General features: G+C 70.6%; 10 protein-coding genes. 1 reads left to right on the top strand and 9 read right to left on the bottom strand.

What is annotated here, in order from left to right; translation table 11 throughout:
* The first annotated feature begins 479 nt into the window (after positions 1-479).
* Positions 480-1,181, top strand: a complete 702-nt coding sequence (locus ACFXJ8_RS33040) for a hypothetical protein (RefSeq protein ID WP_379647911.1) — start codon at positions 480-482, stop codon at positions 1,179-1,181.
* 212 nt (positions 1,182-1,393) lie between these two features.
* Here the strand turns inward: ACFXJ8_RS33040 and ACFXJ8_RS33035 are convergent, their stop codons facing one another.
* From ACFXJ8_RS33035 to ACFXJ8_RS32995, 9 genes are all read right to left on the bottom strand, one after another.
* Positions 1,394-3,412, bottom strand: coding sequence for a protein kinase (locus ACFXJ8_RS33035; RefSeq protein WP_379647910.1), 2,019 nt, complete (start codon positions 3,410-3,412; stop codon positions 1,394-1,396).
* Positions 3,413-3,490: 78 nt separating this feature from the next.
* A complete protein-coding gene (locus tag ACFXJ8_RS33030; protein ID WP_379647909.1) occupies positions 3,491-3,667 on the bottom strand; it encodes a hypothetical protein in 177 nt (58 codons plus the stop codon).
* A gap of 51 nt (positions 3,668-3,718) precedes the next feature.
* Entirely contained in the window at positions 3,719-4,999 is a 1,281-nt protein-coding gene (locus tag ACFXJ8_RS33025; protein WP_379647908.1) for a glutamate-5-semialdehyde dehydrogenase, read from the bottom strand.
* An 18-nt stretch (positions 5,000-5,017) separates the two neighbouring features.
* Complete coding sequence (gene proB / locus ACFXJ8_RS33020) at positions 5,018-6,136, bottom strand: glutamate 5-kinase (RefSeq protein ID WP_379647907.1); 1,119 nt, start codon at positions 6,134-6,136, stop codon at positions 5,018-5,020.
* Between the two features lie 62 nt (positions 6,137-6,198).
* On the bottom strand, positions 6,199-7,551 hold the full coding sequence (obgE, locus tag ACFXJ8_RS33015) for a GTPase ObgE (RefSeq protein ID WP_379647906.1): 1,353 nt from the start codon (positions 7,549-7,551) through the stop codon (positions 6,199-6,201).
* A gap of 278 nt (positions 7,552-7,829) precedes the next feature.
* A complete protein-coding gene (rpmA, locus tag ACFXJ8_RS33010) occupies positions 7,830-8,087 on the bottom strand; it encodes a 50S ribosomal protein L27 (RefSeq protein WP_012893687.1) in 258 nt (85 codons plus the stop codon).
* 15 nt (positions 8,088-8,102) lie between these two features.
* Positions 8,103-8,405, bottom strand: a complete 303-nt coding sequence (gene rplU / locus ACFXJ8_RS33005; RefSeq protein ID WP_270159450.1) for a 50S ribosomal protein L21 — start codon at positions 8,403-8,405, stop codon at positions 8,103-8,105.
* A gap of 274 nt (positions 8,406-8,679) precedes the next feature.
* Entirely contained in the window at positions 8,680-11,481 is a 2,802-nt protein-coding gene (locus ACFXJ8_RS33000; RefSeq protein ID WP_379647905.1) for an Rne/Rng family ribonuclease, read from the bottom strand.
* A gap of 221 nt (positions 11,482-11,702) precedes the next feature.
* Positions 11,703-12,446, bottom strand: coding sequence for a TIGR03936 family radical SAM-associated protein (locus ACFXJ8_RS32995; RefSeq protein WP_379647904.1), 744 nt, complete (start codon positions 12,444-12,446; stop codon positions 11,703-11,705).
* Positions 12,447-12,455 lie beyond the last annotated feature (9 nt).

Here is a 12,455-nt window from a genome sequence, read left to right as displayed (position 1 = left end):
TTTCACGATCGTGAGGTTCTTCACACCGGATGATCGGGAAAGACCGTGCCTGTCCAGACCTTTTTCATGTAGGCCCTTAGATCCAAACAGAACCGCGCGATTCCCTGACAGGCAATTGTCCCTTTTATCCGACAAATGGGAATTCATCAGGGGACGTCCGACGTCAGCCGCGCAGCCCCGGGATCGCCCCGGCGAAGGCCCCGTACAGCGGCACGCCACGCATGTGCATTTATCAAATAGATGACCTGAGGTTGACACTTTTTCACCGGCTCTTTCCCGGTACGGGTAATTCGACTCCGGCGTGGCGCTGTGGAGGGGCTCACGGCAGCTGTAAGCCTTGTACCGGTCCCATCGGCTCGCTCCGTGGGCCATATTCGGCCTGCGGGCCAGTCGCATTCCGAAAGGAACGGTACATGTTCACGCCCATTCCTCGAACAAAGTCAACCACCAGTCCAGTCCGGCCGAAGGCGCGTTACTCGATGAAGAGAACGACGATGTTCGCCGTGGCCGGTTCCCTTTCGATGGCACTGGTCACCACCCTGGCCCCGGTGGCCAACGCCGCCGCCAGGGGCGACGACGACGGCAACCGCCACAGGTTCAAGTGCAAGCCGACCCTCTTCTTCAAGATTCATCGACTCTCGCCGATGAACTTCAAGGTTCCCCGCACCCGCTTCACCGACGGTCCCGGCGGCGAGATGACGGTGTCGGTCACGCGAGAGCACGAAGTGCTCGCCTTCGTCGAGACCGAGAGCGAAAGGACGAGGTCGGTCACCACGGGGGACCTGGTCCGCAGCCTGCGGAGGATGGGACTTCCCCACCTCGAAGAGCGGCACATGGTTTTCACCGGGCACGAGTACACCCGGGAGATCAGCAAGGGCATGTACGGCAACATGTGGTACCGCGTCTTCGGTTACCGCATCGGCTGGTCGTCCTGGGAGGTGCTCGGCACGTGCCGCCACCGCCTCGTCCACACGGGTATCGCCAACGTGCCCGCCAGGGTCGAAGGCTGGCACTACTGGGAGACCAAGTTCCCAGAGTTCCGGGGTCACCGGCTGTTCTCCAGGTTCGGTCCCAGGCACGGACCAGGGGGTAAGAACCACGCGGGGAACGGCGGCAAGGGCGGCAACGGCGACCTGGTGCGCAAGGCCGTCAGGGCTGCGGCAGAAGACGACGACAACTAGCCGACGTGCCCGTCAGGGGACGAAACACCACGTCGGCTGGATGAGCGAACAGGCACGCCTTTCACGATCGTGAGGTGCTCCACACCGAACGATCGGGAAAGACCGTGCCTGTTCCTCATTACAGGCGACCTTCGACACACCCGTCCGGCACAGCTCACGCTCCAGTTCGAGTATCTCCTGGGCGTCGCTGGTGAAAGTGCCGGATCCCCGCCCTAGAGCAGGAGGGCGATCGCGCGGACGGCGGCGGCGCAGACGGCGACGAAGCCGCCCAGGACCGCCAGCGCCCGCAGGCCCTCCTTACGCAGGTCGGGCAGGTTGGCGCCGGCACGCTCGACCTCTCTGCCGGTGATCGCCCCGCACAGAACGCCGAACACGACTCCCGCCGCGGTCACCGGCGCGGGCTGCTGCCACCAGTCGGGCCCGAGTTCGCCGCCCGCCACCATCCACAGCACTCCGCCTGCCGCGGCGGCGACCGGCACCCCGGGCCAGCCCGCGCAGGTGAGCGCCGAGCCCGCCAGCGCGAACGGGAACAGCAGCACCCGCAGCGACACCCGCACCCGTTTCGAGGTGCGGTTCCTTACCATCCAGTGGCCGATCCACACCGTGCGCACCAGCACCACGAACACCCCGGTGATCGCGATGCCCGCGATCGGCCAGATCACGGTCGCCACCACGCACGGCACTGCCAGCACGGCCAGCAGCAGCAGGGCGGCGTTGCCCGCGGGCAGCGTGGTAGGGGCGGCCTCCGTCTGGGCGGCCGGGGTCTGGGCGGCCCGGGTCCGTCTGACGCGCGCGACCCTGGCCTGCGCCCGAGCCGCCGCCTTGCCCTCCTCGGTGGTACGGCTCCGCGACGTCCCCGGCATACGGCTCCGGACGAGCTTGGGCTCCTCGGTGACCCGGCCGCGCGCCGCCTTCTGCTCCTCCACGACGCGTCCGCGGCCCGGCTTGGCCTCGTCGGCCACCCGCGACCGGCCGGCCTTGCCGTCCTCTGGAGTTCTGATCCTGCCGGGCTTGCTGTCCTCGGACGGTCTGCCCCTACCGACCTTGCCGTCCTCAGGGGTTCTGGTCCTGCCGACCTTGCCGTCCTCAGGAGTCCTGGACCTGCCGGGTTTGCCGTCCTCAGGGGTTCTGGTCCTGCCGACCTTGCCGTCGTCAGCGGCCCGGGGCCTGGCCGGCTTGCCGTCGTCGGCGGCCGACCGCTGCTCCGCGGCCCTCGGCTTGACGACCTTGGCATCCTCGCCCTTGCCCCTGCCCGGCTTGGCCTCATCGTCGGCGCGAACGCGCGCCGCCCGCGCCTCGTCGGCGCGAGCCCGAGCCGACCTGGCCTCGTCAGCGCGAACCCGCGCCACCCGCGACTCGTCGGCGCGCAGCCGCGCCGCCCTGGCCGCGTCGGCCGCACGCCCCCTGAGCGCCGTGACGTCCTCGTCGGCCGTCGCGACGCTCGCCCTGGCGAGCCTGGCCAGCCGGTCGGCCAGCAGCGCGGCGGTCGGCCGCTTGCCCGGCTCCCTGTTCAGCGCCGCCCGCACCAGCGGCAGCAGCCCCGCGGGCACACCCTTGAGGTCGGCCTGCCCGTTGAGCACCGCGTACATCTGCGCCTCGACCGTGCCCCGCCCGAACGTCGGCCGCCCGGTCGCGGCGAAGGCCACGGTCGCCGCCCACGCGTGCACGTCGGCGGGCTCGGCCACGTGCTCGTCGGCGAACAGCTCGGGCGCGGCGTAGCCGGGCGTGCCGAGGAACGTGCCGGTCATGGTCAGCCTGGTGGCGTCGATGACCTGCGCGATGCCGAAGTCGATCAGCACCGGCCCCTCGACGCCCATGAGGATGTTGGCGGGCTTGAGGTCGCGGTGGATGACGCCCGCGGCGTGGACGATCGCCAGCGCCGCCGCCACCCCCTGCGCGACCTCCACCAGACCGGCGCCGCGCAGCGGGCCGCTGCGCCGTACATGGTCGAGCAGGGTGTCGCCCTCGATGTGCTCCATCACCAGGTACGGCCTGACACAGTCGAGATCGGCGTCGAGCACCCTGGCCACGTACGGGCTCTCCACCCTGCGCAACGCTCGGACCTCGCGCTCCAGACGGATACGCGAGGCGGAATCCTCGATCAGGTCGTGAAGCACCTTGAGAGCGACGCGCTCACCCCTGCGGGTACTGGCGAGGTAAACCTCGCCCATGCCGCCACGGCCGAGCCGTTCGAGCAAGGTGTAAGGCCCGACCTTGCCGAGCTTGCTCACGCTCCCTCCCCGCTCGGCGCGCCCATAAGGGACACAACCTTAGCGGTGTGACGCCCGTTTGCTATCGCGGCGCGCCGGTCACCGGTGAGAAGTGTCGGACAGCATGGCGTCGAGGCCCGTCGTGGGCTCCTCGGCGAGCTTCTTACGGCCTTTCCTGCGCCAGTTGATGTGTCCGCGGCTCTCCATCCACAGCAGCAACCGGTCGGCGGCGAACAGCACCACACCCGCGAAAACGATCGCTATCACCAAAGCCATGGAGGCCAGTCAAACCATGAACGGGGCCGAGTGCCAACTCAGACACGCGCCTCAGCCATCACAGGCCGGGATGACCGTCCCCTTTGACGTGCGGAGATGCCCTTCGCCGGTGTAGACCCATTTGGTGGAGGTGAGCTCGGGAAGACCCATGGGTCCGCGCGCGTGGAGTTTCTGGGTGGAGATGCCGATCTCGGCGCCGAAGCCGAACTCGCCGCCGTCGGTGAAACGCGTCGAGGCGTTGACCGCGACGGCCGCCGAGTCGACCCGCTGCACGAACTTCCTGGCCGCCGCCTGCGAGCGGGTGACGATCGCGTCGGTGTGGCCCGAGCCGTACTGCCTGATGTGGGCGACGGCCGCCTCCAGCGAGTCGACGACGGCGGCGGCGATGTCGAGCGACAGGTACTCGGTGCGGTAGTCGTCCTCCGTCGCCGGCACCACCTCGCCGAAGGCGGCCACCCGGGCGTCGCCGTGCACGGTGACGCCGGCCTCCGACAGCGCGGCCAGCGCCATCGGCAGGAAGCGCTCGGCCACGTCGGCGTGGACGAGGAACGTCTCGGCCGCGTTGCACACCGAGGGCCGCTGCGCCTTGGCGTTGACCAGGATCTGCACGGCCAGGTCGAGATCGGCGTCGGCGTCGACGTAGACGTGGCAGTTGCCCACGCCCGTCTCGATCACCGGGACCGTGGACTCCTCGACCACGGAGTTGATCAGCGAGGCGCCGCCGCGCGGGATGAGCACGTCGACCAGGCCGCGCGCCCGCATGAGCTCCTTGACCGAGTCGCGGGTCAGGCCGGGCACCAGCTGGACGGCCCCCGAGGGCACCTCGGTCGCCTCCAGCGCCGCCTGCATGATCTTCACGAGCGCGGTGTTGGAGGAGTAGGCGCTGGAGGAGCCGCGCAGCAGGACCGCGTTGCCGCTCTTGAGGCACAGCGCCGCGCCGTCGACGGTGACGTTGGGACGGCCCTCGTAGATGATGCCGATCACCCCGAGCGGCACCCTGAGCTGGCGTAGCTCGAGACCGTTGGGCAGGGTGCTGCCGCGCACGACCTCGCCGACCGGGTCGGGCAGCTCGGCGATGTCGCGGACCGCCTGCGCGATGGCCTCGATCCTGGCCTCGTCGAGCCGCAGCCGGTCGATCATCGCCTCGGAGGTGCCGCCCTCGCGCGCCTTGTCCACATCGGCGGCGTTGGCCGCGATGATCTCCTGGCCGTGCTCGACCAGGGCGTCGGCGATGGCGCGCAGGGCCCTGTCCTTGGCCGCCCGCGGCAGCGGGGCCAGCTCGGCGGCGGCCTCTCGCGCCGCGCGGGCAACCTTCAGGAACTCCTCGGACATCGCGCCCTGCCTCTCGAGCTAGCTGTGGGCTTCCAGTATGACGATGTCGTCACGGTGGATGAGCTCGCGTTCATATTCCGGACCGAGCTCGCTGGCCAGCTCCTTCGTCGAGCGGCCGAGCAGCCCGGGGATCTCGCCGGCGTCGAAGTTGACCAGCCCGCGCGCGACCACCCGCCCGCGCGGCCCGCACAGGTCGACGGGGTCGCCGGCGGCGAAGTCACCCTCCACCGACACGACACCGGCGGGCAGCAGCGACTTGCGCCGCGAGACGACCGCCTCGACCGCGCCCTCGTCGAGGGTCAGCCGCCCGCGCCCGGTGGTCGCGTGGGCCAGCCACAGCAGCCTGGTGCCGGGATGCCTGCCCCCGGGGTGGAAGAACGTGCCGACGTCGGCTCCGGCCAGGGCCTGCGCGGCGTGCGCGGCGGCGGTGAGCACCACGGGCACACCCGCTCCGGTGGCGATGCGGGCGGCCTGCACCTTGGTCACCATGCCGCCGGTGCCGACGGCCGCGCCGTTCTTGCCGAGCTCGACGCCGACCAGGTCGTCGGGGCCGCGCACCTCGGCCAGCCTGGTGGAGCCAGGGCGCGAGGGCGGCCCGTCGTAGAGGGCGTCGACGTCGGACAGCAGCACCAGCGCGTCGGCGTGGATGAGGTGCGCCACCAGTGCCGCCAGCCGGTCGTTGTCACCGAAGCGGATCTCGTCCGTGGCCACCGTGTCGTTCTCGTTGACGACCGGCATGATGCCGAGCTCCAGCAGCCGGTTGAGCGTGCGCTGGGCGTTGGCGTGGTGCGAGCGGCGCATCATGTCATCGGCTGTCAGCAGCACCTGGCCGACGCGCAGGCCGTACCTGGCGAAGGAGGAGGTGTAGCGGGCGACGAGCACGCCCTGACCGACGGAGGCGGCGGCCTGCTGGGTGGCCAGGTCGCGCGGTCGTGAGGACAGCCCCAGCGGGCCCAGGCCCGCCGCGATCGCGCCGGAGGAGACCAGCACGATCTGCGTGCCGGTACGGCGGCGCGCCGACAGCACGTCGACCAGCGCGTCGACCCGGTCGACGTCGATCACGCCCTGGGGGGTGGTGAGCGAGGAGGAGCCGACCTTGACGACGACCCTCGACGCTGAGCTGAGCTGTTCCCGCACGTCCTGCACCCTATCCGAGGCCCGCCGCCGGGCTCGGCGCGGGCACTCTACCGATCATGAAATCAGCCGAGCCTGTTGTCGGTGCCCCTCGGCCCCGTGTGGATGGACTCGGCGTTCAGGGTCGGCTGCCAGTCGAAGATGTAGCCGTCGTCCATGGACCCGATGACGACCTCGGCGCCCGCGACCGCGCCCGCCTTGACCAGCTGCTCCTCGACCCCCAGCCGCTCCAGGCGGTCGGCCAGGTAGCCCACGGCCTCGTCGTTGGTGAAGTCGGTCTGCCTGATCCACCGCTCCGGCTTCTCGCCGGTGACCTGGAAGAGGTTGTCGTTGACCTTGCGGACGCTGAAGCCAGCCGCGCCGAGCTGCTTGGGCCGCAGCACCAGCCGCGTCGGCTCCTCGACCGGCTTGTTGGCGCGCGCCGCGGCCACCCACTCGCCCATCGCGAACGTGAACTCGCGCAGCCCCTCGTGCGTCGCCGCCGAGACCGTGAAGACCTTCAGCCCGCGCGACTCGAGGTCGGCGCGCACGATGTCGGCCAGGTCGCGGGCGTCGGGCACGTCCGCCTTGTTCAGCACGACCATCCTGGGCCGGTCTTCGAGCTGGCCGTAGGCGTGCAGCTCGGCCTCGATCACCTCGTAGTCGGTGATCGGGTCGCGACCCGGCTCCATGGTCGCGCAGTCGATGACGTGCACGAGCATGTCGCACCGCTCGACATGGCGCAGGAACTCGTGGCCGAGCCCCTTGCCCTGCGACGCCCCGGGGATGAGCCCCGGCACGTCGGCCACGGTGAACACGGTCTCGCCCGCGGTGACCACGCCGAGATTGGGGATCAGCGTCGTGAACGGGTAGTCGGCGATCTTCGGCCGGGCCGCGCTGAGCGCCGCGATCAGCGACGACTTGCCCGCGCTGGGGAAGCCCACCAGCGCCACGTCGGCAACGCTCTTGAGCTCCAGCATCACGTCGAGCGCGCCACCAGGCTCGCCGAGCAGCGCGAACCCGGGCGCCTTGCGCCTGGCGCTCGCCAGCGCGGCGTTGCCGAGACCGCCGTGGCCGCCCTCGGCGATCACGTAGCGGGTGCCGACGCCGACCAGGTCGACCAGCACCTCGCCGGTCTTCGCGTCCTTGACCACGGTCCCGTTAGGCACCGGCAGGATCACGTCGCCGCCGTTGGCGCCCTCACGGTTGCTGCCCTGCCCCTGCTTGCCGTTGTCGGCCTTGCGGTGCGGGCGGCGGTGGTAGTCGAGCAGCGTGGCGGTGTTGGGGTCGACCTCGAGGATGACGTCGCCGCCCCTGCCGCCGTTGCCCCCGTCGGGGCCGCCCAGCGGCTTGAACTTCTCCCGGTGCACGGAGGCGCACCCGTTGCCGCCGTCACCGGCCTTGATGTGCAGGACCACCTGGTCCACGAAGTCGGCCACGCCAATTTCTCCATCCTGTACGGCAGGCCAGCGATAGCCCACCCTTTCCACGTGGCCGGCGCCCCTCCAGGGAGACGCTCCTCCAGCGCACGTGGCTGACCACCGTTACGCGGCCCCGTTGACCGCTCACCGTGGTTCCCCAGTGACCGCCGTCCGCGCCTTTGCCGTCCGGCGGGCCTGCTGTGCCAGCCGTACCCGTGCCCCCAGGGGCCCGGAACGCGAACAAGGGGTGGACCATGACGATCCACCCCTTGCTACAACGCCTGTCGGCGGCGGATTTACTCCGCGACCGGGACGATGCTCACGGCGCGACGGCCGCGCTTGACGCCGAACTGCACGTGGCCCGCGGCCAGCGCGAACAGCGTGTCGTCGCCACCACGGCCGACGTTGTCGCCGGGGTGGAAGTGGGTGCCGCGCTGACGGACGATGATCTCGCCCGCGTTGACCAGCTGGCCACCGAAGCGCTTGACGCCCAGGCGCTGGGCATTGGAGTCACGGCCGTTCCGGGTGGACGACGCGCCCTTCTTGTGTGCCATCTCTCAAACTCCCGATCAGGCCTGGTCGATACCGGTGATCTTCACCTGGGTGTACCGCTGACGGTGACCCTGGCGCTTCTTGTAACCGGTCTTGTTCTTGTACTTGAGGATGCGGATCTTGGGGCCCTTGGTCTCACCGAGAATCTCGGCGCTGACCGTGAACCTGCCCGCCTCCGTGGTCACGTCGCCGTCGTTGACGACGAGCACCGTCGGCAGCGAAACCGAAGAACCGACCTCGCCGGCGACCTTGTCCACCTCGAGGACGTCACCGACGGAGACCTTCTGCTGCCTGCCGCCGCAACGAACGATCGCGTACACCGCGGAACCCTTCTGCTGACTCTCTGAATGCTGCGCCCGGCATTCGATCACTGTCTGGAACCGACGAACCGAGTGGGCGCGCGAACAGGGCGCGCCACTGGACGCACCGATTGACTAGGTTACCGGATGAGCGGCCCCCGGTCGAACCGGCTGGATCGTCGGACATAGTCGGCCATGCCCGCTGGCGTTCCCCCCGATGAAGGGAGGTGACGCGGCCGCGGGAGGGCCGACTCGGTTGGCGCCCCGCAGAAGCGGGGCGCCGCCGAAATCGGCGCTACTCTGCCGACTTGGCTCGGCGGGAGCGTCGCCGCCCCCTGCCGGAAGTCTGGTTCGCCTGGTCGTCCTCCGTGCCCGGAACGTCATCAAGCGCACCGGTCACGGTATCACGGCTGAGGGAGTCGTTGGCCGCGGACACCTTCTCCGCGACCGCCTTCTCGATGGCCATCTTGCCCTGCGTGCCGCGCGGCTCGGGCTTGCCCTCGACCGGCTCGGTCGAGACGATCAGGCCCCGCCCGTTGCAGCAGTCGCAGGTCGTCGAGAAGGCCTCCAGCAGGCCCTGACCGACCCGCTTACGGGTCATCTGGACCAGGCCGAGCGAGGTGACCTCGGCGACCTGGTGCTTGGTCCTGTCGCGGGCCAGGCACTCCAGCAGCCGCCGCAGCACCAGGTCACGGTTGGACTCCAGGACCATGTCGATGAAGTCGATGACGATGATGCCGCCGATGTCGCGCAGCCTGAGCTGGCGGACGATCTCCTCGGCCGCCTCCAGGTTGTTGCGGGTGACGGTCTCCTCGAGGTTGCCGCCCTGTCCGGTGAACTTGCCGGTGTTGACGTCGACGACGGTCATCGCCTCGGTGCGGTCGATCACCAGCGAGCCGCCGGACGGCAGCCACACCTTGCGGTCCAGCGCCTTGCCGAGCTGCTCGTCGATCCGGTACGACTCGAAGACGTCGCCGTCCTCGTCCCATCGGGCCAGCCGGTCGGCCAGGTGCGGCGCGACGTACTTGACGTACTCGTCGACCGTCTCCCAGGCCTCCTCGCCCTGCACGACCAGCGAGGAGAAGTCCTCGTTGAACACGTCGCGGACCACGCGGATGGTCAGGTCGGGCTCGGACGACAGCAGCTCGGGCGGGCTGGCGGACTTGGCCTTCTTCTGGATGGCCTCCCACTGCGCCGACAGCCTGGCCACGTCGCGGGCGAGCTCGTCCTCGGAGGCGCCCTCGGCGGCCGTGCGCACGATGACGCCGGCGTTCTCCGGCATGACCTTCTTCAGGATGGCCTTGAGCCGCGTGCGCTCCTTGTCGGGCAGCTTGCGGCTGATGCCGGTCATCGACCCGTCGGGCACGTACACCAGGTAGCGGCCGGGCAGCGAGATCTGGCTGGTGAGCCTGGCGCCCTTGTGGCCGAGCGGGTCCTTGGTGACCTGCACCAGCACCGACTGGCCCGACTTGAGCGCCGCCTCGATGCGCTTGGGCTGCCCCTCCAGGCCGGCGGTGTCGAAGTTGACCTCGCCCGCGTACAGGACCGCGTTGCGGCCCTTGCCGATGTCGACGAACGCCGCCTCCATCGAGGGCAGCACGTTCTGCACCTTGCCGAGGTAGACGTTGCCCACGTAGGACTGGCTGGCCTCGCGGTTGACGTAGTGCTCGACGAGCACGCCGTCCTCCAGGACCGCGATCTGGGTGCGGTCGCCCTGGCGGCGCACCACCATCATCCTGTCGACGGACTCGCGCCTGGCCAGGAACTCCGACTCGGTGATGATCGGCGGCCTGCGGCGGCCCAGCTCGCGCCCCTCGCGACGGCGCTGCTTCTTGGCCTCCAGCCGGGTGGAGCCGCGCACGCTCTGCACACCGTCGGCCGAGGTGTCGAGCGAGCTGGCCCGGCCGGCGCGCGGCGCGCGGATGCGCACCACCGTGTTCGGCGGGTCGTCGCCGGCGGGCTCGGCGCTCTCGTCGCCGCCCCTGCGCCGCCTGCGCCTGCGGCGGCGCGAGCCGGTCGACTCCTCCTCGTCGGCCTGCGACTCCTCGACGTCCTCGGCGCCGTCGGCGGCCTCCTCGTCCTCGTCGGACTCGTCGGAGTCACCCGCGTCCTCGTCGCGCTCGCGCGACTTGCCGCGGCCCCTGCCGCCCCTGCGGCGGCGACGGCGACGGCTGCCGCTCTCGTCCTCGGTCTCGTCGGTGTCGGCCTCGTCCTCCGCCTCGTCGCTCTCCTCGGCGATCTCCTCGCCGAACGGCGCCTCGGCCTCCTCGGCCTGCGGCCTGACCGGCTGCGGCGGCTCGACCCTGACGGGCTGGGCCTGGCTCGGGTCGGGGGCCTGGAACAGCGGCGTGAAGACCGCGGCGGGCCGCTGGAAGGTCGCGCCGGACTCCTGCGCGGCCTGCGCGGACAGGCCGAACGGGTCGGCGAACAGCGCCGGCCTGCCGACCGGCTCCTCGTCGAGGTCTTCACCGGCGGGCTCGTCGTCGAGCGGCTCGCTCTCCGGCAGCGCCTCCACCAGCTCGGCGGCCACCGCCGCCGCAACGGCCGCCTCGACCGGCGACTCGGGCTCGGGCTCAGGTTCGGCCTTCTTGCGGGTACGGCGCCGCTTCGGGGCCTCCTCCACGGCGGCCTCGGCAGCCGCGTCCCCACCTTCGGACACGCCCGCGGCGGGCTCCTCAGGGGGAGCCTCCTGCGCTTGTTCGGCGGCCTTCTTCGTCGTACGGCGGCGCGTCACCGTCGTGGCGGTCGACCTGGACCTGCTGGCGCGCTTGGGCGCGGGCGCCTCGACGGCCGTATCGTCAGCGGCCTCCGCCTCCTCGACCACGCTGGCCGTATCGTCGGCGGCCTCCGATGAGACAGCGGCGGCCGTGCCGTTGGCCTGGGCAGCGGGCGCGGCGGCGGAAGCGGAAAAATCGGTTGACGCCGACCCCGCCTGGCCGGAAGCCTGCGTGGTGACGACTACCGTGGGAACGTCGTCGATCTCCGGCGGCGGCCCCGCGGGCCTGCTCGCCGAGCGCCGGCGCTTCGGCGCGGCGGTCTGTTCTGTTGTCTCCCCGTCAGGGCCGTGGGCCCCGGTACCGGGCTCGTTGTCGAGCATGCGGGCGCTCTCCCGTCAGCTCCCGGGCGCGTCGCCGCGCCGCGCAGGAGCTCTCGTGTCTCGTTGTCCGCCCACGCCTGCGAAAGGCACGGACGCCAAGTCCTGTCAGCGGTCGAGCCCTCCGAACCCCGCCACCGTGCGGAGCTCGCAAAGCTCTCCCTTGTCGTGTGAGACGCAAGACCGCCATGTCACGTTCGTGCCAGTGCGGCAGGTCACGTCTCTCACTTGCCGTCGATGTGCGCGCCTGCCGGTCCCGCGTCGCCGCCGCGCGTCATGTCGCGGTCAAGGCCGAACGGGTCGGCGGGTTCACCGGATACGGCGTCGAGCGGCCCCTGCGCCAGCCTGGTCACCTCGGGGGGGACCGGCGGCGCGAAGTCGGCCACAAGACGCAGGCCCGTGAGCACGTCGTCGGGTCGAACGGCAGGAGTCATGTGCCGAACAACCATGCGCAGTATGACACACGACTGTCCTGGCACCTGAGCTGCGGTTCCTTCTGAAGCCAGGGTCAGCACCGCCTCGCGGGCGTCGAAGCGCCGCATCCCCTTCTTGGTGAGGCGTTCGACCTCGACGGCGCCGGCCGCGAGGAACTTCTCCACCGCCACGCGCGCCAGCTCGCTGTCCGCGCCGGGCAGCCTCAGCTCCCACGCCGAACCCTCCAGGCGGTCGGCGAGCGCTCCAGAACGCGCCTCGACGACGTCGAGGACGTCAAGGCCTGGAGGCAGCGAGGCGTCGAGGTCCGCGCGGATCCTGCCGGGATCGCACGGCTCGGTCAGGCCGAGCTCGAGGTATTCGGCCTCGCTGGCGACACCTGTCGGCGCCGCACCCGCGTAGGAGATCTTCGGATGGGGAGAGAAACCCGCGCTGAAGGCCACCGGAATACCGGCACGGCGAACCGCCCTCTCGACGGCCCGTGAGATGTCGCGGTGGCTGGTGAAGCGCAGGCGTCCGCGCTTGGCGTAGCGCACGCGTAGGCG

The sequence above is a fragment of the Nonomuraea sp. NPDC059194 genome, assembly GCF_042754765.1.
Taxonomy (GTDB): Bacteria; Actinomycetota; Actinomycetes; order Streptosporangiales; family Streptosporangiaceae; genus Nonomuraea.
Note: the sequence above shows the minus strand (reverse complement) of the source record. Positions and strands in the feature narration are given on the sequence as shown.